This window comes from Tardiphaga sp. GW822-FHT04G09 (assembly GCF_058800725.1).
In genome coordinates this window covers 130451-151123 of sequence record NZ_JBXAMO010000005.1, presented here as the reverse complement: position 1 = coordinate 151123, position 20673 = coordinate 130451, and the positions used below count along the sequence as shown (strand labels likewise).

18 protein-coding genes are annotated in these 20673 nt (G+C 61.1%); 6 read left to right on the top strand and 12 right to left on the bottom strand.

The genetic code is table 11. The features are described from left to right. Positions 1-3 precede the first annotated feature (3 nt). Positions 4-1071, top strand: a complete 1068-nt coding sequence (locus AC1RLZ_RS11975; protein WP_493188803.1) for a GGDEF domain-containing protein — start codon at positions 4-6, stop codon at positions 1069-1071. A gap of 122 nt (positions 1072-1193) precedes the next feature. Here the strand turns inward: AC1RLZ_RS11975 and AC1RLZ_RS11970 are convergent, their stop codons facing one another. The 8 genes from AC1RLZ_RS11970 to AC1RLZ_RS11935 all read right to left on the bottom strand — a co-directional run bounded on the left by AC1RLZ_RS11970 (position 1194) and on the right by AC1RLZ_RS11935 (position 8983). Then, positions 1194-1733, bottom strand: a complete 540-nt coding sequence (locus tag AC1RLZ_RS11970; RefSeq protein WP_493188802.1) for a TfoX/Sxy family protein — start codon at positions 1731-1733, stop codon at positions 1194-1196. Between the two features lie 133 nt (positions 1734-1866). Further along, positions 1867-2277, bottom strand: a complete 411-nt coding sequence (locus AC1RLZ_RS11965; protein WP_493188801.1) for a HesB/IscA family protein — start codon at positions 2275-2277, stop codon at positions 1867-1869. Positions 2278-2339: 62 nt separating this feature from the next. Beyond that, the gene (locus tag AC1RLZ_RS11960) at positions 2340-2741 is read right to left on the bottom strand and encodes an SUF system Fe-S cluster assembly protein (protein ID WP_493188800.1); all 402 of its coding nucleotides are present in this window, start codon (positions 2739-2741) and stop codon (positions 2340-2342) included. Further along, positions 2738-3985, bottom strand: coding sequence for a cysteine desulfurase (locus AC1RLZ_RS11955; RefSeq protein ID WP_371421647.1), 1248 nt, complete (start codon positions 3983-3985; stop codon positions 2738-2740). The genes AC1RLZ_RS11960 and AC1RLZ_RS11955 overlap by 4 nt, the downstream gene beginning before the upstream one ends. After that, positions 3982-5301: a Fe-S cluster assembly protein SufD gene (sufD, locus tag AC1RLZ_RS11950; protein ID WP_493188799.1), complete on the bottom strand. Its 1320-nt coding sequence runs from the start codon at positions 5299-5301 to the stop codon at positions 3982-3984. Before sufD ends, AC1RLZ_RS11955 begins: the two co-directional genes overlap by 4 nt. An 11-nt stretch (positions 5302-5312) precedes the next feature. After that, complete coding sequence (gene sufC, locus AC1RLZ_RS11945; RefSeq protein WP_371421649.1) at positions 5313-6071, bottom strand: Fe-S cluster assembly ATPase SufC; 759 nt, start codon at positions 6069-6071, stop codon at positions 5313-5315. Between the two features lie 155 nt (positions 6072-6226). After that, positions 6227-7708 (bottom strand): Fe-S cluster assembly protein SufB, encoded by a 1482-nt coding sequence (gene sufB, locus AC1RLZ_RS11940; protein WP_493188798.1) that lies wholly within the window; start codon positions 7706-7708, stop codon positions 6227-6229. Positions 7709-7816: 108 nt separating this feature from the next. Then, a complete protein-coding gene (locus AC1RLZ_RS11935; RefSeq protein WP_493188797.1) occupies positions 7817-8983 on the bottom strand; it encodes a cysteine desulfurase family protein in 1167 nt (388 codons plus the stop codon). A 316-nt stretch (positions 8984-9299) separates the two neighbouring features. Between AC1RLZ_RS11935 and AC1RLZ_RS11930 the strand changes: the two genes are divergently transcribed. Continuing rightward, complete coding sequence (locus tag AC1RLZ_RS11930; protein ID WP_068736626.1) at positions 9300-9947, top strand: alpha/beta hydrolase; 648 nt, start codon at positions 9300-9302, stop codon at positions 9945-9947. Positions 9948-10046: 99 nt separating this feature from the next. Here AC1RLZ_RS11930 and AC1RLZ_RS11925 read toward each other — a convergent pair whose 3' ends face one another. Together AC1RLZ_RS11925 and AC1RLZ_RS11920 are read right to left on the bottom strand one after the other, a co-directional pair. Further along, positions 10047-11573, bottom strand: a complete 1527-nt coding sequence (locus tag AC1RLZ_RS11925; RefSeq protein ID WP_493188796.1) for a porin — start codon at positions 11571-11573, stop codon at positions 10047-10049. 308 nt (positions 11574-11881) lie between these two features. Further along, on the bottom strand, positions 11882-12991 hold the full coding sequence (locus AC1RLZ_RS11920; protein WP_493188933.1) for an anhydro-N-acetylmuramic acid kinase: 1110 nt from the start codon (positions 12989-12991) through the stop codon (positions 11882-11884). 158 nt (positions 12992-13149) lie between these two features. Between AC1RLZ_RS11920 and tyrS the strand changes: the two genes are divergently transcribed. The 3 genes from tyrS (at position 13150) to AC1RLZ_RS11905 (ending at position 17520) form a co-directional block, all read left to right on the top strand. Beyond that, positions 13150-14400, top strand: a complete 1251-nt coding sequence (gene tyrS, locus AC1RLZ_RS11915; RefSeq protein WP_493188795.1) for a tyrosine--tRNA ligase — start codon at positions 13150-13152, stop codon at positions 14398-14400. A gap of 85 nt (positions 14401-14485) precedes the next feature. Continuing rightward, the gene (locus AC1RLZ_RS11910) at positions 14486-15703 is read left to right on the top strand and encodes an MFS transporter (protein ID WP_493188794.1); all 1218 of its coding nucleotides are present in this window, start codon (positions 14486-14488) and stop codon (positions 15701-15703) included. 122 nt (positions 15704-15825) lie between these two features. After that, positions 15826-17520: a methyl-accepting chemotaxis protein gene (locus tag AC1RLZ_RS11905; protein WP_493188793.1), complete on the top strand. Its 1695-nt coding sequence runs from the start codon at positions 15826-15828 to the stop codon at positions 17518-17520. Between the two features lie 81 nt (positions 17521-17601). Here the strand turns inward: AC1RLZ_RS11905 and AC1RLZ_RS11900 are convergent, their stop codons facing one another. Both AC1RLZ_RS11900 and AC1RLZ_RS11895 read right to left on the bottom strand, forming a co-directional pair. Continuing rightward, a complete protein-coding gene (locus AC1RLZ_RS11900) occupies positions 17602-18372 on the bottom strand; it encodes an SDR family NAD(P)-dependent oxidoreductase (RefSeq protein ID WP_493188792.1) in 771 nt (256 codons plus the stop codon). A gap of 92 nt (positions 18373-18464) precedes the next feature. Next, positions 18465-19688, bottom strand: a complete 1224-nt coding sequence (locus AC1RLZ_RS11895) for an ABC transporter substrate-binding protein (protein WP_493188791.1) — start codon at positions 19686-19688, stop codon at positions 18465-18467. Positions 19689-19929: 241 nt separating this feature from the next. Here AC1RLZ_RS11895 and AC1RLZ_RS11890 point away from each other — a divergent pair, with 241 nt between their 5' ends. Next, on the top strand, positions 19930-20673 hold the full coding sequence (locus AC1RLZ_RS11890) for an IclR family transcriptional regulator (RefSeq protein WP_493188790.1): 744 nt from the start codon (positions 19930-19932) through the stop codon (positions 20671-20673).

Genomic DNA, 20673 nt, shown 5'->3' with positions numbered 1-20673 from the left:
AACGTGACCGGCATCCTGGACGAACAAGAGCGGACTTTGGCCTTTGCCGAAGTCGCGCTGGGCCAAATCCGATCCCTGCGCCAGACGGCGATTCCGCGCAACTATGAGATCTGGTACGTCTACGCGACTGGCTACAATTCGGCGCTCAACAAGGTCATCAATGAGACGCTGGCCCGCAATGGCCGCCTGACCGAAGCCGACCTCGACCAGATTCACGACACTTATCTCTCGCAGATTCGCACCACCGATCGCATCGATCAGGTCGGCGCCCGCGTTATCGGCGAGATCGACGACGTGATGGCGCTCATCACAGATGCGCTGGGCATGACGACGAACTTCAATGCCAGCCTGGATGGTGCCAGCCAGGATTTATCACGGGCGCACGATCCTGTTGCGGTGAAGGCCGTGATCGAGAGGCTCGTCAAATCCACCCGTGAAGTACACGACACCAACAAGGCGCTGGAAGAGCGGCTACTGTCCACGAAGAGCGAGGTCTACACGTTGCAACAGAGCCTCGAGGCGATCCGCGCCGAGAGCCTGACCGATCCCCTCACCGCGCTCGGCAACCGCAAATATTTCGACCGTGCGCTGATGGCGGCAATCGATACCGCGGTGAAGCGCGGCGAACCGTTGTCGCTGCTGATGCTCGACATCGATCACTTCAAGTCCTTCAATGACAATTACGGCCATCTCACCGGCGACCAGGTGCTGCGCCTTGTCGGTCAGTCGCTGAAGCAGACCATCAAGGGGCAGGATATCACCGCGCGCTATGGCGGCGAGGAATTTGCCGTGGTGCTGCCGAACACACCGCTGCGCCAGGCGCTCACCGTCGCCGATCACATCCGCCGCGCCGTGATGTCAAAGGAACTGAAGAAAAAATCGACTGGCGAGATCCTGGGACGCGTCACGATTTCAGTCGGCGTCTCGATGCTGCAGATCGGCGACGATACGGAATCGCTCATCGGCCGTGCCGATGCCTGTCTCTATGCCGCGAAGCGCAACGGCCGCAACCGCGTCATCTGCGAACTCGATCCGGAATATTCGGCGGAACTGCAGTTTCAGGTGGCGTGATGCCCCGCACTCCGTCCTCATGATGAAGAGCGCGTCCCGAAACATGAACTGACGCGCTGGCGCCTGTGGCCATCCCCAGCGAATGGCTTCACCATTCGCACGCCGCGCAAGCGCGCGGTTCCTCAGGACGGGGACCTGCGCTTCTTTGCGGCTTTATTCGCTGTCTTGCCCGCGACCTTCTTGCCCGCAGTCTTCTTCGCCACTTTCTTTTTCGCTGCGATCTTGTTCACGACCTTCGCGGTCGTCTTCTTCACCGTCCGCTTCTTGCTTGCCTTTGCCAGCGACGCACGGATCGCTGCGGCATGCGCGACCCTTGCCCATTCGGTGACTTCATCGGGATCGTCATAGAGCCGCTCCGGCAATCGCCAGTAGGATCCAATCATCCGCAGCTTGCCGCGCATCTCATATTGGAAACACTGCGAGCCCTCGCTCTCGAAGCGAGGGATCGAGTTTTCGTCGGCGCGCAGATAGATCGCGCCGCGCAGCACCAGCGCGAAGTTGATGCCATCGGCAGATACGCCAAAGCCGGAAAACATCCGGCGGATCGTCACCGGGCCAAAGCCGGCGAAAAGTTCACTGAGGAAATCGCGGTCCATGGACGAAGTGTAGGACGGGTCGCGCGATTGCGGAAGCGTCCCATCCGCTCGCTCTCCCTGCGTCATGGCCGGACTCGATCCGGCCATCCAGCTTGCTTTTTGCAAGGCTGCACAAAGATGGAATGCCCGGATCAGGTCCGGGCATAACAGCGCTTCCGCTTGAAGGGTGTTGGTTCTTGAGAGCCTGACGAGCGAAGCCTCAGCCGTCGATCTTCGCCGGCGTCAGTTGCACGGACTCGCCGCAGCCGCAGGCCGAGATCTGGTTCGGGTTGTTGAACACAAACTGGGCCTGCATGCGGTCGGTCTTGTAGTCCATCTCGGTGCCGAGCAGGAACAGAACGGCCTTGGGATCGACCAGGATCTTCACGCCCTTGTCCTCGACGATTTCGTCGGTCGGCTTGATGTCATGGGCATATTCGACAGTGTAGGACTGGCCGGCGCAGCCGCCGTTCTTGATACCCACGCGCAGGCCGACGATTTCTGAATCGGCGCGCTGGGTCAGCTCCTGGATCCGCGTCGCGGCAGCATCGGTCAGCCGCATCACCTGCGGACGGGGTCGCGGCTTCGGCTTGGTAGCCGGTATGGTCGGGTTCGGTGTCATCTCAGTCATGTGTTCAGTCCTGGCGGCCATTCAAGGCCGCAAATCTCGCTTCAACGAACCAGACGCAACCATCACCACATATTCAGGACGAGACGGGCCTCGTCAGTCATCCGGTCCGGCGTCCAGGTCGGTTCCCAGACGATATCGACCTTGACCAGGCCGACGCCCGGCACGCTGGCCACGGCGTTCTCCACCATGGTCGGCAATTCTTCTGCCGCCGGGCAGTTTGGCGTCGTCAGCGTCATCTCGACCTGAACGGAGCGATCGTCCTTGATGTCGACTTTATAGATCAGGCCGAGCTCGTAGATGTCAGCCGGAATTTCCGGGTCGAACACGGTCTTCAGCGCGGCGACGATCTCGGTGCCCAGACGTTCGGTTTCGGCGGGATCGAGCGCCGAGGTGGTCTGCATGTGAGCAGGCTTCGCAGCCTCGGGGGTCGCGTCCGGCGTTTTGGCTTCTGCAATGTCACTCATGCAAACAACTCCCGTGCCTTGATCAGCGCCTGTGCGAGGTGGTCGACCTCCTCGCGGGTATTATACATTCCGAATGATGCACGGCACGTGGCCGTCACATTGAATCGCTCCAGAAGCGGCATCACGCAGTGGGTTCCAGCGCGGACAGCTACGCCCTGCCGGTCGATCACCGTCGCCACGTCATGGGCGTGTGCGCCCTTCAGTTCGAACGAGATCACCGGTCCCTTGTTCTTGGCGGTGCCGATGATGCGCAGCGAATTGATCTCGCGCAGCCGGTCCTGTGCATAGGTCAGGAGGTCGTGCTCATGCGCAGCGATCCGCTCCTTGCCGATCGAATTGACATAATCGATGGCAGCACCGAGGCCGATGGCTTCGACGATGGCAGGCGTGCCGGCCTCGAACTTGTGTGGCGGATCTCCATAGGTGACCCATTCCTTCGCCACTTCACGGATCATCTCGCCGCCGCCGGCATAAGGCCGCATCGCGACCAGCTGGTCATATTTGCCATACAGCACGCCGATGCCGGTCGGTCCGTACAGCTTGTGACCGGTGAAGATGTAGAAGTCGGCGTCGATGTCCTGCACGTCGATCGGCATGTGCACAGCAGCCTGGCTGCCATCGACCACGACGGGAATGCCGCGTGCATGCGCGAGCTTCACCACGTCCTTGACCGGAACCAGCGTGCCCAGCGCATTGGACATCTGGGTGATGGCGACGATCTTGGTGCGGTCGGTCAGAAGCTTCTCGAACTCGTCGATCAGGAAGTTGCCTTCATCATCGACCGGCGCCCATTTGATGACGGCGCCCTGACGCTCGCGCAGGAAGTGCCACGGCACGATATTGGAATGGTGCTCCATGATCGAGAGCACGATCTCGTCACCCGGCTTGATGTTCTCGCCGCCCCACGCCGCCGCGACAGTGTTCAGCGCGTCGGTGGCGTTGCGGGTGAAGATGATTTCTTCCGGGCGCTTCGCATTGAGGAAATGCTGCACCTTGATGCGCGCACCCTCATAGGCCTCGGTCGCCGCATTGGCGAGGTAATGCAGTCCGCGATGCACATTGGCATATTCGGACTTGTAGGCCTCGGTCATACGGTCGAGCACGGCATAGGGCTTCTGAGCCGACGCCGCGTTGTCGAGATAGACCAGCGGCTTGCCATAGACCTTCATCTCAAGCGCCGGAAAATCCTCGCGGACGCGAGCGACGTCATACGACCCGTTCGAGACCGCGGGATGTAATGTCATGCGCGCGTCTCCAGCCAGCGCTCCGCAGCCGATATCGCCACGTCACGCAGATCGTCATTCCCGATCGACTCCAGCGCTTCACCGACGAATGCCTGGATCAGCAGCGCCTGTGCAGCCTTCTCCGGCAGGCCGCGAGCCCGCAGATAGAACAGCAAGCTGTCATCCAGGGCGCCGATGGTCGCACCATGGCCGCACTGTACGTCGTCAGCGAATATCTCGAGCTCGGGCTTGTTGTCGATCTCCGCCTCGTCGGACAGCAGCAGCGCCCGCGACATCATCTTGCCGTCGGTCTTCTGCGCGATCTGATGGACGTTGATGCGGCCCTGGAACACCGAATGCGCGCGATCGTCGAGCACAGCGCGGAACAGCTCACGGCTGAGGCAATTCGGTGCCGCATGCTCGATTACGAAGGTGCAGTCGCCATGCTGCTTGTCGCGCAGCAGGTGGACGCTATTGGTCGACAGCTCCGAGTCCACGCCAGCCAGCGTGATGAAGCTCTGGTAGCGGCTAACGCCGCCGCCAGTGGTCAGACTGAAGGTGTTGAACTTGGTGCGCGCACCGACCGTGACAATGGCGGTTGCGATATTCGCGGCATCGCCGGCGTCTTCCATCACGCGCACATGCTGCAGATCGGAATCGTCACCGATCCAGATCACGACAGCGTCATGGGCCTGATAGGACTTCGCGGTCTCTGTCGCGACAAAGCTCTCGACCAGCGTCACACGCGCACGATTGCCAATGCGCACCAGCGATCGCGTGAATGCCGCCACGCTCGGGCGTGTCGCGACATGTATGATGTGCAGAGGCCGGGCCGGAGCGGCATCGTCAGCGATATCGACCAGCATGCCGTCGGTGGCGAAGGCGGCATTCAGTGCGATCATCGGATCTGCGACGCGCGAGCGCAGCAGATCAGCCCGCGTCGCACTGGTGGCATCGTCGAGCATGGCACTGAGTGCATGCACGGTCACGCCGCCGCCCGACGTCAGATCGGAGAGACCCGCAGCGAAGACACCGTCCACGATGACGAGCTTCTGCGTATCGCCCGTGCCGAGCGTTTCGACCATCTTGGCAGCCTGTGCCAGCGCAGCCTGATCCGGCGCCGGCGCAAGCGGCGCCACATCGCGCAGCAGGTTGCGCAGGTCGGTATATTTCCATTCCTCGATGCGCCGGGTCGGCAGACCCGTGCGCGCGAAATCGTCGAACGCCTGCTGGCGCGTTTCGGCCACCGTGCCGACGCCCGGCAACCGGCCGCGCGCAGCGGCGAACGTGCCGTCCAGCACTGCGCCCGTTGTCGTCTTTGCGAGAGCTACATTCATGATTGTCTCACTCAGGCCGCCGCTTCTTCATACTGTGCGTAACCGGACTCTTCGAGTTCCAGCGCCAATTCCTTGCCGCCGCTCTTCACGACGCGGCCCTTTGACATCACATGCACATGGTCTGGCACGATATAGTTCAGCAAGCGCTGGTAGTGGGTGATCACCACCATGGCGCGATCCGGGCTGCGCAGTGCATTGACGCCGTCGGCCGCGACGCGCAACGCGTCGATGTCGAGACCGGAGTCCATTTCGTCGAGGATGCACAGGCTCGGCTGGAACAGCGCCATCTGCAGCACTTCGTTGCGTTTCTTCTCGCCGCCGGAGAAGCCGACATTGACGCCGCGCTTCAGCATATCCATCGGGATGTTCAGCGAGGCCGCGACTTCGCGGACCTTCCTGAGGAAATCCGGCACCAGATATTCGGATTCGCCGCGCGCCTTGCGCTGTGCGTTCACCGCGGTGCGCAGGAAGTTCATCGTCGTCACGCCGGGAATTTCCACGGGATACTGGAACGCCAGGAACACGCCCTTGGCCGCGCGCTCGTCGGGCTCCATTTCCAGCAGGTCTTCGCCCTTGAACAGGATCTCGCCGCCGGTCACCTCATAACCGGGCTTGCCGGCGATGACATGGCTGAGTGTGGATTTACCCGAACCGTTCGGCCCCATGATGGCATGCACTTCGCCGCCATTCACGGTCATCGTCAGCCCATGAAGAATCTCGCGATCCTCGACACGAACCTGCAGGTCTTTCACTTCAAGCAATGCAGTCATCAGTCTCTATCCTTTGATCATCATCGTCACCCTCGCCTGAACGCGCTTGGGTTCAGGCTGGAGTGCTCGCCATTCGCGACGAGCCTCTAAGGATGGTTTTCAATTTTGCCGACATCCTGGAAGCGCCGCTGTGCGGCCATCCGCGATGGCGGGACTTAGCCCACCGATCCCTCAAGCGAGATCGAAATCAGCTTCTGTGCTTCGACTGCGAATTCCATCGGCAACTGCTGCAACACGTCCTTGACGAAGCCGTTCACTACGAGGCCCACGGCCTCTTCCTGCGACAAGCCACGCTGGACGCAATAGAACAGCACGTCTTCGGAGATCTTCGAAGTGGTGGCCTCGTGCTCGAACAGCGTCGAGGCGTTCTTCGCCTCGATATACGGCACCGTATGCGCGCCGCACTGATCGCCGATCAGGAGCGAGTCACAGGCCGTGAAGTTGCGTGCGTTCGTTGCCTTGCGATGCGCGGTGACTAGACCGCGATAGGTGTTCTGCGACTTGCCGGCAGCGATGCCCTTGGAGATGATCCGGCTCGTCGTGTTCTTTCCGAGATGGATCATCTTGGTGCCGCTATCGACCTGCTGATAGCCGTTCGAAATCGCGATCGAATAGAATTCGCCGCGCGAATTGTCGCCGCGCAGGATACAGCTCGGATATTTCCAGGTGATCGCCGAACCGGTCTCCACCTGTGTCCAGGAGATCTTGGAGTTATCACCGCGGCAGTCGCCGCGCTTGGTGACGAAATTGTAGATGCCGCCCTTGCCCTCGGAATTGCCGGGGTACCAGTTCTGTACCGTCGAATACTTGATCTCGGCGTCATCCAGCGTGACCAGCTCGACGACAGCCGCATGAAGCTGGTTCTCGTCGCGCTGTGGCGCGGTACAGCCTTCAAGATAGCTGACATACGCGCCCTTGTCGGCGATGATCAACGTGCGCTCAAACTGACCGGTATTGCGCTCATTGATACGGAAATAGGTCGACAGTTCCATCGGGCAGCGAACGCCCGGCGGCACATAGACGAACGACCCGTCCGAGAACACGGCCGAGTTCAGCGTGGCATAGAAATTATCCGAGGTCGGCACGACCGTGCCGAGATACTGCTTCACCAGATCGGGATGCTCGCGGATGGCTTCCGAGATCGGCATGAAGATGACGCCGGCCTGCTTCAGCTCTTTCTGGAACGTGGTCGCGACCGACACCGAGTCGAACACGGCGTCGACGGCAATCCTGCGCTCCCCCTCGGGCCGAACGACGCCTTCCAGCGCCTCGATCTCACGGAGGGGAATGCCGAGCTTCTTGTAGGTTTCGAGAATCTCGGGATCGATCTCGTCGATCGAGCCGATGGTCTTCTTCGGCTTCGGTGCCGAATAGTAATAGAGATCCTGGAAGTCGATCTTCGGATACTCGACCCGCGCCCACTTCGGCTCTTCCATGGTCAGCCAACGGCGATACGCCTCAAGACGCCATTCCAGCATCCATGCCGGCTCGTTCTTCTTGGCGGAGATGTAGCGGACGGTGTCTTCGGAGAGACCCTTCGGGGCCTTCTCGGATTCGATGATGGTCTCGAATCCATAACGATATTGATCAACGTCGATCTGGCGAACCCGATCGACGGTCTCTTGTACGGCAGCCATTTTATCCTCCGCTCGCGGTTTCAAGGACCGCGGTGGATCAATCCAGAAACGTGAAACTCAAAGCTTGTCGGGGTTCTTTACGATGTTCCCGCGGAGAAATCACCCCTCTTAGAACCGTTCAAGCTGTGTTTCGTCGCTATGTTTAAGTAGTGTACCCGAGAGCTTTCGCCAAGCCTCCAGGCATCGATCGACATCCGCTTCGGTGGTCGACCAGCCCAGACTGAGACGCACGGCACCCCGGGTCAGTTCCGGCCCGAAACCCATGGCTTCCAGCACGTGGGACGGCTGCACCTTACCAGAGGAACAGGCCGACCCCGACGATACCGCGATACCTTCGAGATCAAATCCAATCACGGCAGTTTCGGCCCGCAAGCCGGGGGCGCCGAACAGGACCGTATTGGGCAAACGCGGCACGTCTTGGGCAAACACAAGTCCGTTGCTGGATTGCCGCAAGCCCGCCTCAAGCCGCTGACGCAGTTTTTCGACCCGCTTCATGTCATCAAGCGACGCCATTGCGGCCATCACAGCGGCGCCGAAGCCGGCGATTCCGGGCACGTTTTCGGTTCCCGCCCGGCGGCCGAGCTCCTGTCCGCCGCCGCGGAGCAACGCATCGAGCCCCGCGACGCCATTAGCCAGGATCAGCGCACCGATGCCCTTGGGGCCACCGATCTTATGTGCAGAAATAGATAGAAGATCAGCCTGCAATTGACTGATATTAATTGATATCTTTCCGAACGCCTGCACCGCATCGACGTGCAGCAAGCCGCCGGCCTCATGCACGATGCCGGCTAGCTCAGGAATCGGTTGAAGGGCACCAGTTTCATTATTCGCCAGCATCACGGAAACCAGCGAGGGCTCCTCATCAGCCAAAGTCGCCCGCAACTCATCCGGTTTCACGACGCCTTGGCGGTCCACGCCCAGCACCTGGAGATCTCCATCGGCGAAGCGCCCACCCGCGAGCACCGAGGCGTGCTCCACCGCGGAGACGATCAGCCGCCGTACGGGCATGCCCGGCTTCCGTACCAGCCCGGGGGTCAGCGCCAACACATTGGCTTCGGTTCCGCCCGAGGTGAACACCACGTTCCGCGAATCTGCCCCCACTGCGCCTGCGACCGCCGAACGGGCATCCTCGACCACACGACGGGCCTGGCGGCCCTCGGCGTGAACCGATGACGGGTTACCGACGAGATCCCACGCAGCCGCCATCGCCGCCCGCGCCTCGGGGCGCAGCGGAGTGGTTGCATTCCAGTCGAGATAGACCCGGTCTTTGGCCAATTTTTCTTTATCCTGAAGGGCTTGGAGCTTCGATGGCGGAATCGGACCTTATCCGATGCTCATCAACATCACTCTTAGCCCAACTGGCCGCCAAAAGCGCCCATCGAAGCGCATCTCAGAACCGCCGAGGCGTTCAATATGCTTGCTTTTCGCCCCTACGCTCATGGTAGAACGCGGCCTCAACTTCACCCGGCGCCGCCCGCTCTTACCCGACGGTGCCAGATCGCCCTTCCTCGCAGGGTCGCCTCCGAGCCATTCTCGCCGAGCCCTGCGCGAAACCGGCTGATCACGCCAATAACGGGACCTAAGGATCACTATGCCCGAAGTCATTTTCACCGGTCCCGCAGGCCGCATCGAAGGCCGCTATCATCCGGCCAAGCAGAAGAACGCGCCGATCGCGATGGTGCTGCATCCGCATCCGCAATTCGCGGGCACGATGAACCACCAGATCGTCTACCAGTGCTATTACGCCTTCGTGCACCGCGGCTTCTCGGTGTTGCGCTTCAACTTCCGCGGCGTCGGTCGCAGCCAGGGCTCGTTCGACCACGGGACCGGCGAGTTGTCGGATGCAGCGGCAGCGCTCGACTGGGCACAGACCATTAATCCCGAAGCCCGCGCGTGCTGGGTCGCCGGCTTCTCGTTCGGCGCCTGGATCGGCATGCAGCTTTTGATGCGTCGCCCCGAAGTCGAAGGTTTCATCTCGATCGCGCCGCCGGCCAATCTCTATGACTTCTCATTCCTCGCCCCCTGCCCGTCGTCGGGCCTGATCGTACACGGCGAAAAGGATGCCGTCGTGCCGCCGAAGGACGTCAATACGCTGGTCGAGAAGCTGAAGACCCAGAAGGGCATCGTGATCGATCAGCACATCATTCCGGGCGCCAACCACTTCTTCGACAACAAGCTCGAGCCGCTGATGGAGTCGGTCACCGGCTATCTCGACATGCGTCTTGCCAACGTTCGCTGAGGCCTGAGGCCGCTCGCGCAGCAGTTGCTCCAAGCTTCACAAACAAAAGCCCTCGACCAGTTCTGGCCGAGGGCTTTTCGATTCAGGTTCTGATCGGGATCAGAACGAACGCAGGATCTGAACCGCGCCGCTATAGATGTTCTGATCCTTGATCTGATAAGTTTGGTTCGCCGGCTTGCCGGAGACGGTGCCGGTATAGGTGCCGTCGAGGCTCTGATCGAGGCGGCTGTAGGTGAATTCAGCCGACAGGGTCAGGTTCTTGACCGGTGTCCAGGAAGTTACGGTACCGACCTGGGCAATGCCGAAGTCGAAGTTGTTGGTGGTGCCCGAGAGGCTGCCAGCCGTAGCACCCGACGATGTTGCGCTGCTCGATCCCAAGCGACCGCCCGCAGGGCTGAAGGCTGCCGCGAGCAACGCGTTGCCCGTATCACCATAAGAGATGTGGCTGTAGTTGCCCCACACCGAGGTGCGCCAGGCTGGATTCCAATAGTGCTCGTAGAACGCGCTAACTTCCCAAGCGTCGCTCAGCTGGATTGAGCCACCCGGAGAGAACACGCCGTCAAGCACATAGCCGAAGCCAACCGAATTGCCATCAAACTTGGCGAAACGGCCGCCACCCGAAGTATCGATGGTACCGCCGGTGAAAACGTACCTGGCGGCGCCCTTGCCGTAGGACGCTTCGAGTTTCAGGCTGTCGGCTGAGCCGGTCGGCAGGTTCTTGAATTCAACCGCACCGCTGACCGCGAAGCCGTAGGCATCGTCGGCGTGGCCTGTCGATTCGTTGGCACCGTAGAAGCCCGGCGTCGAGGTATGCATCGCCGCAGCAAAGTGCAGCGAGCCCCATTTCTGATCGAGCCGAATGTTGCCAACGATGTCAGGGATATGGTTGCCACCGGTCGCATTGCCGAGGAACGTGTTCGAGGTCACACCATAAGCCGTGCCCGTGAACGAGCCCGCACCTGGCGCCAGCATGAAGTTAGCCGTGTTGTAGAGGCCGGCATTGCGATAGGGCGACGCGTTTTCAAGCGAGATCGTGCCCGAGAGGCCGTTACCGAATTCCGCCGTGTAAGCGATCTGCGGAAGGCCGGTTGAGTTGTTGGAGCCGGCGATGCCGCCCGACGAAATCCACGGCTTGGTGAGCGCCCACTGCGGGTCGAAGTTCGACACGGCCTTACCGAAGGTGAAGCCTGCGAACTGGATGAACGCGAAGTCAACTTCGACGAAGCCCCCGGCGATCGATTCACGGTTCTGCGTGAAGTCGAACAGGATGCTCGAATAGGTACGAACAACACCGTATTCGGTTCCGGTACGGGTATCGACGGTGCCGATAATACGCTCGCGGGTGAGGAAGTTGTCCTTGGTCCAGAGGTTGTTGCCGCCGGCGCCGCCCTGCCAGTATGGCGTGTCCTGGGCATTGCCGTTGAAGGTGGTGTTGAGGCGGATCGCGCCGCCGATCTTGATGCAGGTGTCGGTGCCTGGGATATAGTAGAATCCGGCGCCGTAGAGTGAGCAGATCTTCACGTATTCGACGGGCTTGGCCTTCACCGGAAGGTCCGCCGCCTGCGCACCACTCACTGCCAGCAACGCTGCTGCGGAACCAAGTATCATTTGCTTCATCATGGTCATATCGCCTCCAGACCGATCTTATCGGCACGCCAATAGCCTCGGGCGCGCCACTCATGTGGCAGAGTTGTGGAAGATCACATTGCGAAACAATGAGCGGGGTCGATTGTCGCAGCATCATTTTCCGGCTGTGTGCTTTCGGCAACATAATTGGCAGGCTGCGGCATTGCGGTACCGAACTCATCACAGGATTCGGCGATGCTCTCACGCATTCGTGTCCGCGGCGGCAACAACAAGCATAAACGCCGTCGGTCGCGATCAACTTGATTCGTTGGGTGAATCGAAAGGTCGAAGTTACGGCAAACTTCGCACTAGCTCGCGAGATAGTCCGCTTTCACGCCGCCCGTCATCGGTTTCGGCACACCGGTTGTTGCCGGATAACTCAACGGCAAGCCCAGGAGGGAACGCACTGCCAGAAATGCAAAAGCCTGCGCCTCCATCGCGTCGGTGGACCAACCCAGCACATCTACGCTCTCGACTGTCGCAGCAGGCAATCGTTGCCGCAGCATATTCAGCATTGTCGGATTGCGTGCGCCCCCGCCAGTAATCACCCAGCTAAGCGGCGGCTTGGGCAACAGCGGCGCAACGCTGGCGATGGTCGCAGCGGTGAACGCCGTTAAGGTCGCTGCGCCGTCCGCCGGCGTAACGTCTTCCAGCACCAGTGCCGCAAAGTGATTACGATCGAGCGATTTTGGCGGTGCTGCCGCAAAGAACGGATTCTGCAATCCCTTCGCGATCCACGCATCATCGACGCGGCCCTGCGCCGCCAATGCGCCATCCGCATCGAACGGCTGCCCCGTCGCGCGCAACATGAAGTCATCGAGCAGCGCATTACCCGGACCGGTGTCGCAGGCAATCAACGCGATATCCCCATCAATGTAAGTCACATTGGACACGCCGCCGATATTGACCACGGCAATGGGCCCGTCGCGATGCAGTCCCTGCGCCAAGGCACGGTGATAGACCGGTACCAGCGGCGCTCCCTGCCCGCCCGCAGCCACGTCAGCCGCGCGCAGGTCGTGGATCACGGGCAGACCGACCATCCCGGCCAGACTAGCCGCGTCGCCAATCTGTACGGTGAGTCGATCGGCGGGACGATGCAACACGGTCTGTCCGTGAAAGCCGACGATGTCGATGCTGTCACGTGCGATGCCGTGATCAGTCAAAAACGCCTCGATGGCCTCGGCATGGGCCGATGTCACCATCCGCTCCGCCCCGGCCAGACTGCCCGGCCTGATATCCCGCCGGCTCAGTTGCACGGCCTCGGCCAGCGCCTGCCGCAACACGACACGCTCAGCCTCGCTATATGGCCGATACCCCGACGGGCCGAACGACCCGACCCGTTCGCCGTCCGTCTCGATCAGGGCGACATCGACCCCGTCCAGCGAGGTTCCGCTCATTAGTCCGATCGCGGTCAGCATATCAGGCACGCGGCAAAGCCCTCATTTTCGGGTCAAAACTTGTGTCGAAGCGCCCAATCTTATAATGCCACAGGCACTTTGGGGCGGCCAGCACGCCCTCCACCTTGCCGCCAATCCATTGAGACAGCGTAAAATTATCCCAACCGAGCCGTAAACCGATGACCACCTACAAGTCCGATTTTCTCAACGTCCTGCAGAGCCGCGGCCTGATCCATCAGGTCTCCGATGCCGAGGCGCTGGACGCCGCCTGCAGCAAGGGACCGGTCACGGCTTATGTGGGCTATGACGCCACGGCGACCAGTCTGCATATCGGCAACCTGATCTCGGTGACCATGCTGTACTGGTTTCAGCAGACCGGGCATCGCCCGATCACGCTGATGGGTGGCGGCACCTCCATGGTCGGCGACCCGTCGTTCCGGGACGACCAGCGACAATTGCTGACGGTCGAGAAAATCGCGGAGAACATCGAAGGCATCAAGAAGATCTTCGGCAAGATGCTGACCTATGGCGACGGCCCGACCGACGCACTGATGGTCAACAATGCCGATTGGCTGCTGAAGCTGAACTATGTCGAATTCCTGCGCGACGTCGGCCGCCACTTCTCGGTCAACCGCATGCTGTCCTTCGACAGCGTGAAGCTGCGCCTTGACCGCGACCAGTCGCTGTCCTTTCTTGAATTCAACTACATGATCATGCAAGGCTACGACTTCGTCGAGCTCAACCGCCGCTACGGCACGCTGCTGCAGATGGGCGGCTCCGACCAGTGGGGCAACATCATCAATGGTGTCGACCTCAGCCACCGCATGGGCGGCCCGCAGCTCTACGCGCTGACGACGCCGCTACTCACCAAATCGTCCGGCGAGAAGATGGGCAAGTCGGCCTCCGGCGCCGTCTGGCTCAATGGCGATCTCTTCAGCCCCTATGACTTCTGGCAGTACTTCCGGAACACCGAAGACGCCGATGTCGGCCGTTTCCTCAAGGTCTTCACGCGCCTGCCGCTCAACGACATCGCCAAGCTCGCGGCCTTGGGCGGTTCGGAGATCAACGAGGCGAAGAAGATCCTCGCCACCGAAGCGACGGCAGTGGTGCACGGCCGCGATGCAGCAAATGCCGCTGCTGAGACGGCACGCAAGACCTTCGAGGAGGGCGCGCTCGCTGACAGCTTGCCGACCGTCAATATTCCGCAAGCCGAACTTGAAGCGGGCGTCGGTGTCCTCGCGGCCTTCGTCAATGCCGGTTTCGTCGCGTCGAACGGCGAAGCGCGGCGGCAGATCAAGGGTGGCGGCTTGCGCGTCAACGATATTGCGGTCACCGACGAGAAGATGATGCTGACCCCCGCGCTGCTGACCGAAGGCGTCATTAAGCTCTCGCTCGGGAAAAAGCGGCACATCCTGCTCAAGCCTGCATAGCCACATTCGTCTGGCGCACTTGTTCATGCACTGCGAAACGCGCTCCATGGCGTAGCTGTCGTAAACGCCGTGAAGAAGAAGCCAGATGGATTTGAAGACGTCCCAACGCACCGGACTCACTGTTCTCGGTGTCTGTTTCACGTTGTCCGTGCTGGGACGCGGCCTGCAGGAAAGCTTCACTGTCTTTCTGCTCCCGATCTCGCAATCCTTCGGCTGGGACCGCGCCGAGGTCGTCTCGATCTATTCACTCATCGCGCTCTGCGTCGGCCTTGCGGGACCGCTGGTCGGGCGGCTGTTCGACCGCTCGGGTCCGCGTACTGTGTTCCTGACCGGCATCGCCCTGCTTGGTGGCTCGCTGCTCGCGGCAGCCTATGCAGAGAAACTCTGGCAATTTCAGCTCGCACTCGGTCTCTGCCTGGGTTTCGCAATAGCATGTATCGGCAATGTGCCGAACTCGCTGCTGCTCGGACGCTGGTTCGGCAAGCGGCTGCCGACCGCCATGTCCGTCGTGTATTCGGCAACCGGCGCAGGCGTGTTGTTGATGCTTCCTATCGCCCAGTTGCTGATCGATCACTTCGAGTGGCGTGGCGCCTATCGCATCTTCGGCTTTGGCGTCCTGGCGCTGCTGGTGCCCTTGCTGTTTCTGCCGTGGCGCAGGTTCGGCGCAGGCTCACCACATCTCGAGAAGCCGCAGAGCAGCGAGACGCTCATCGACGAGGGCTGGACCCTAATTGGCGCCATGCGCCATCATGCATTCTGGGCCTTGTTCGGGACCTTCTTTTTCACCGCCATCGGCATGTATGCGATCTCACCGCAGGTCGTCGCCTATCTCATCGATGTCGGTTTCCCGCCGCTGCAGGCGGCGACCGCCTGGGGCTTCAGCGGGGTGGTGCTGCTGTTCGGCATGCTCGGCGTCAGTTGGCTCGACGGCGTGATCGGTCGACGGCCATCCATTCTGTTCAGCTACAGCCTGTCGCTCCTCGGCATCGTCATGCTCTGGCTGCTGCAATGGTATCCGAACTATGCGCTGCTTACTGGCTTCGTCGTCTGTTTCGGCAGCATGATTGGCTCGCGCGGACCGCTTCTGACAGCGACGGCGATGAAGATCTTTCGCGGCAAGCGAGTCGGCACAATTTACGGAACGATCACTTTCGGCAGCGGGCTTGGATCGGCACTTGGGTCATGGACCGGCGGCCTGCTGCATGACTGGACCCAGAGCTATAACTCGTTGCTTGCCTTTGCCTTGATCAGCGTTGTGATCGGCATGATCCCGTTTCTCGTCGTCCCAGCATTGCGCCAATAACGCCCAAACCTTTCGACGCAATAGTTCGCACCCGAACGATCTGTCTGAGTTTGTCAGCTTTCACGATTGGTAAGTGACTCGCTGGTATTTTTTTGCCAGTTTTGCACGGACCAGAGGTCAATATGAGTTTGCTTAGCCGTTTCACCATCCGCACCAAGCTCACCAGCATGGTGTTGGTATCCGCAGCGTCCATCTGTGCCGTCATCGCGGTGGCCGCTTCGCTAAGCCAGAAGCGCATGCAGCAGGACCGTATGGAGCAGCTTCACACGGCGACCGACCTGATGCTCGGCATGGCCGAAAGCCTGCAGGAGGAAGTGGCGGCCGGGAAACTCAGCCTCGCCGACGCCCAGATGCAGTTTCGCATGCGCGCGCGCAACATGACGTTCGGCAACAAGCAGGGTTACCTCGTTGCCTACCGCCCCGACGGCGTCATCCTCGTCAATGCCGGCAACCCCAAACTCGAAGACAAGAACACGGGCGCCAAAGACTCCAACGGCATCCTGATCTCGAAAGCGATCATCGACGCCGGCAAGCAGAGCGCGACCGGCGGCATGACCTATTATCTCTATCCACGACCGGGCCAGACCGAGCCCACCGCCAAAATGGTCTATGCTCGCCACTTCGCGCCGTGGGATGCCACGCTCAGCTCCGGCCTCTATGTCGACGATCTCGATGCCGACGTGTACGCTTTGCTGGTCCGACTGGGTTCGCTCGGCGCCGGCGTGCTCGGCGTCATGGCGCTCCTGTCCTTTCTGATCGCCAGCGACATTCTCGGTGCGCTGCGCCGCCTCCAGGCCCGCATGCATGAGATCGCCAATGGCTCGCTCGACCAGACGGTTGGCGAGACCGATCGCGGCGACGAAATCGGTCGCATGGCGGAAACGCTGGAGATGCTGCGCCAGACGTCGCTGACCGCCCGCTCCCTCGAAGCCGAGCAGGCCAAGCTGAAGCAGATGAGCGAAGCCGAGAAGCGCGACGCGCTGATCGCTCTCGCCGATCGCTTCGACTCCTCGGTCGGTCAGCTGGTTAGCCTGATGGCATCGGGCTCCACCGAGCTTGAAGCCACCGCTCAGTCGATGAGCGGCACAGCCGCTCGCACCAACGATCAGGCAGGCGTCGTCAGCGCCGCCGCCTCGCAGGCCAGCACTCGCGTGCAGACGGTTGCCGCCGCCGCCGAAGAATTGTCGTCGTCGATTGCCGAGATCGCGCGTCAGATGGCGCAGTCGGCCAAGATCACCACCCACGCGGTCGATAGCGCCCGCCGCACCGACACCATCGTGCGCGCACTTGCCGATGGCGCACAGCAGATCGAGCACGTGGTCGAACTGATCTCCACCATCGCTGGCCAGACCAATCTGCTGGCGCTGAACGCGACCATCGAAGCCGCCCGCGCCGGCGACGCCGGCCGAGGCTTTGCCGTGGTGGCCACCGAAGTGAAGAGCCTTGCTGGTCAGACCGCCGACGCCACCAAGGAAATCAGCACCCGCATCGCGCAGATCCAGAGTGCGACCAAGGAAGCCGTCGACGCGATCCAGGGCATCACTGCCACCATCGAGGAGGTCAGCGCCATCGCCACCACGATCGGCTCTGCGATCGAAGAACAGGGTGCCGCAACGGCCGAGATCGCCCGCAACGTGACCCAGACGGCGCAGGCCACGCAGGACGTCACCACCAATATTGGAGGCGTCAGCGCTGCCGCGCACGAGACCGGCGACGCTGCCGGCATGGTGCTTAACGCCGCTTCCGGCCTGTCGAAGCAGGCCGAGCAACTGTCCGGCGAAGTCACGACGTTCCTCGCCGGCGTGCGTGCTGCCTGATCTCCAGCAGCACAATCCAACGTAAAGGGCGCGGTCGTTGCTGACCGCGCCCTTTGTCTTTGTAAGTCGACGATGCCGCAATCAGCGCGCGGTAAAACCACCATCCACCGGCAGCGCGACGCCGGTCACGAAGGACGCGTCATCGGAGGCGAGCCACAGTGCGGCATGCGCCACATCCTCGGCCTTGCAAAGGCGGCCCATCGGCACCGCCGCCAGCAGCTTGGCCTCATTGGCCGCGGCTTCCGCGGCGACACCCGAACGGCCGGTGAAACCGAGTTTCATCGGCGTATCGGCGAGACCAGGGCAGATCACATTGACGCGGACGCCTTCGGGCGCAAAGGTCTGCGCCAGCGACTTGGTGAGGCCGACGACCGCGAACTTCGCGGCTGAATAGATAGGGCTCATCATCGAACCAACGATACCCGACACTGACGAGGTGAAGATCACCGAGCCGCCGCCGCGCTTGCGCATGTGTCTGATCACTTCGCCGGCCGCAAGCGTTGCCGAGGTCACGTTGAGCGCCATCGCGAATTCGTATGCCACAAGGTCGAGGTTCTCGACGCCGGCCGGACCGGGCGTGCCGGCATGGGCCCACAGGATATCGATGCCACCAAGCGCGACGGCCGCGTCGTTGATCGAACTCTTCATCTGTTCGATCTTCGACAGATCCGCTTGAATGGTGGTGAGCTCATAACCCAGCTTCTTCATATCGGATTTGAGCTGCGCCAGCGCGTCCGCATTGACATCGATGGCGACGACCTTGGCGCCTTCCTTGAGGAACAGTTCGACGCCGGCGCGTCCCATGCCTGATGCAGCGGCAGTGACGGCGGCAAGTTTGTTGGCGAGGCGCATTCTGTTTCCTTGTGGTTTCGAAATCGCAGCTCGGACAAAAACGCGCAGCGCGGGGTCACCGACATCTGCGCGTTTCTTTCTTTTGCATTTTCTTACTTGATCAGCGGACAGCCGCCATCCTTGAGCGGACGGAAGGCCGTATCGGCTGGAATGGTCGCGAGCACGTTGTAATAATCGTACGGCTTCTTCGACTCTGCCGGCTTCTTGACCTGCAACAGGAACATGTCGTGCAGCACGCGACCGTCTTCACGCAGCGTGGTCTTGCCAAACAGCGGGTCGTCGAACGTACCCATCTCGCGGATCGCCTTGACGACCGCAGCGCCATCCTTCGGTGAGCCAACCTTGGCGACCGCCTTCAGATAGGTGAGAGACGCCGAATAGGCGCCGGCCTGGTTCATGCTAGGATAGCGGCCGTTGTTACGCTTGGCGAAACGTTCGCCGAAGATGCGGGTCTGCTCGTTGAGATCCCAGTAGAAGCCCTCAGTGAGCTGCAGGCCCTGCGCGGTGTTGAGACCGAGCGAGTGGATATCCGAAATGAACATCAGCATGCCGGCAAGCTTCTGGCCGCCTTGCACGATGCCGAATTCGGATGCTTGCTTGATCGCCTTGATGGTGTCGCCGCCGGCATTCGCCAGCGCGATGATGTCGGCCTTCGATGCCTGGGCCTGCAGCAGATAGGACGCGAAATCGTTCGAATCTGTCGGATGCTTGATGCTCCCGAGCACCTTGCCGCCATTGGCGTTGATCACCGCAGTCGCATCGCGCTCCAGCGACGCGCCGAGCGCGAAGTCCACGGTGAGGAAGAACCAGCTCTTGCCGCCGGCCTTGGTCATGGCATCAGCGGTGCCATGCGCCAGCGCCCAGGTATCGTAGGTCCAGTGCACCGAGTTCGGAGTGCAGGACTTTCCAGTCAAATCGGAAGTGCCCGACGCCGTGAACAGTGCGACCTTGTTAAGCTCCGCCGTTAGCGGCGCGACGGCCAGCGACGTTGCACTGGTGGGAATGTCCACGAGAGCATCGACGCTTTCGGTCTCGTACCATTTGCGGGCGATGTTGCGCGCGATGTCCGGCTTGTTTTGCGGATCGCCTTGGATCACCTCGACCTTGAACTTGTCGGCGCCCGGCAGCTTGTTGAAGTCCTCGACAGCCATCTTGGTGGCGTCAAACGAGCCCATACCGCCGATATCCGAAAAAATACCAGACATATCGGCGAGCACGCCGAGCTTCACCGGCGTCTGAGCCGACGCCATGGGCGTTGACAGCAATCCGAGCGACAGCGCCACAGCTGACACGGCAAGAGTATTGCGAATGGTCATCTATTCCTCCCCCTGACACATTCCGCGCTTCACCCCAGGCAAAGCGCCAGCCGGAGTTCGTGCGAGTAATTCTTGTTTATGAATTTATAAAACCTATACATGAATACTAAGTCAAGACCACCGCTGTCGATGTGGATGGCTTTCAATGCCATTTCAGCGATACAGAGGCCAACCAGACCGTGCAAAAACGCGGGCAGCTCGCCATTCGTTGCCAGCCCCAAAGGGAAGAACGAGAATTTCAATGCTGGTCAGACAAGCTGCCAATGTCCTCGAATTGATGGAGTATTTCGCTCGGCGAAAACGCCCTGCGACGCTGGCCGAAATTTCGGACGACCTCGGCTGGCCGCGCTCCAGTACGTTCAATCTCGTCGGCACCATCGCCGAGAAGGGCTGGCTCTATGAGCCGCGCGCGCGCAACGGCTACTATCCCAGCCCACGCTGGCTCACCCTCGCCCGCACCGTTGCAGATGCCGAGCCACTCCCGGACGCGGTCCATGCGCTTGTGACCGAAATCGCCGACCAGACTGGCGAAACGACCGGCGTCGCGGCCCTCGCCGGAACGTCAGCAATCTTCCTAGATGTCGTCGAGTCCACGCACTCGGTGCGGTACTTCGCGCAGATTGGCGACCGCGTTCCGGTCCATGCGAGTTCGGTGGGCCGCGCCATTCTGGAGCAGCATTCACCCGAGGAGCGCAAAGCGATCTATCGCAAGATCAAGTTCGAAGCCTTCTCCGACACGACGCCGACAACGGCAGAGGCAATCGAGAACGAACTCAGAGAGGCGGCCGAGCGCGGCTATCAGCAGAGTTCATCGGAGTATATCGCCGACCTTGCGGGAGTCGCCATGCCCTTGCCGGTGCAACATCGCCGGTTGTCACTCGTGGTCGCCGGCCCGACGTCGCGCTGCCTGACACGGCGTCCTGAAACGGCAGCCATCATCCAGAAGCTGATACAGAGGTTCGCATCCGAACTCGCGTCAAGCTAA

What these genes read in the sequence shown, in the direction of transcription:
- AC1RLZ_RS11970 (WP_493188802.1), bottom strand. Translation starts at nt 1,733, where the DNA reads ATGACGCAGGGAGAGCGAGCGGATGGGACGCTTCCGCAATCGCGCGAC.
- AC1RLZ_RS11965 (WP_493188801.1), bottom strand. Translation starts at nt 2,277, where the DNA reads ATGACTGAGATGACACCGAACCCGACCATACCGGCTACCAAGCCGAAG.
- AC1RLZ_RS11960 (WP_493188800.1), bottom strand. Translation starts at nt 2,741, where the DNA reads ATGAGTGACATTGCAGAAGCCAAAACGCCGGACGCGACCCCCGAGGCT.
- AC1RLZ_RS11955 (WP_371421647.1), bottom strand. Translation starts at nt 3,985, where the DNA reads ATGACATTACATCCCGCGGTCTCGAACGGGTCGTATGACGTCGCTCGC.
- sufD (WP_493188799.1), bottom strand. Translation starts at nt 5,301, where the DNA reads ATGAATGTAGCTCTCGCAAAGACGACAACGGGCGCAGTGCTGGACGGC.
- sufC (WP_371421649.1), bottom strand. Translation starts at nt 6,071, where the DNA reads ATGACTGCATTGCTTGAAGTGAAAGACCTGCAGGTTCGTGTCGAGGAT.
- sufB (WP_493188798.1), bottom strand. Translation starts at nt 7,708, where the DNA reads ATGGCTGCCGTACAAGAGACCGTCGATCGGGTTCGCCAGATCGACGTT.
- AC1RLZ_RS11930 (WP_068736626.1), top strand. Translation starts at nt 9,300, where the DNA reads ATGCCCGAAGTCATTTTCACCGGTCCCGCAGGCCGCATCGAAGGCCGC.
- AC1RLZ_RS11925 (WP_493188796.1), bottom strand. Translation starts at nt 11,573, where the DNA reads ATGACCATGATGAAGCAAATGATACTTGGTTCCGCAGCAGCGTTGCTG.
- AC1RLZ_RS11920 (WP_493188933.1), bottom strand. Translation starts at nt 12,991, where the DNA reads ATGCTGACCGCGATCGGACTAATGAGCGGAACCTCGCTGGACGGGGTC.
- tyrS (WP_493188795.1), top strand. Translation starts at nt 13,150, where the DNA reads ATGACCACCTACAAGTCCGATTTTCTCAACGTCCTGCAGAGCCGCGGC.
- AC1RLZ_RS11910 (WP_493188794.1), top strand. Translation starts at nt 14,486, where the DNA reads ATGGATTTGAAGACGTCCCAACGCACCGGACTCACTGTTCTCGGTGTC.
- AC1RLZ_RS11905 (WP_493188793.1), top strand. Translation starts at nt 15,826, where the DNA reads ATGAGTTTGCTTAGCCGTTTCACCATCCGCACCAAGCTCACCAGCATG.
- AC1RLZ_RS11900 (WP_493188792.1), bottom strand. Translation starts at nt 18,372, where the DNA reads ATGCGCCTCGCCAACAAACTTGCCGCCGTCACTGCCGCTGCATCAGGC.
- AC1RLZ_RS11895 (WP_493188791.1), bottom strand. Translation starts at nt 19,688, where the DNA reads ATGACCATTCGCAATACTCTTGCCGTGTCAGCTGTGGCGCTGTCGCTC.
- AC1RLZ_RS11890 (WP_493188790.1), top strand. Translation starts at nt 19,930, where the DNA reads ATGCTGGTCAGACAAGCTGCCAATGTCCTCGAATTGATGGAGTATTTC.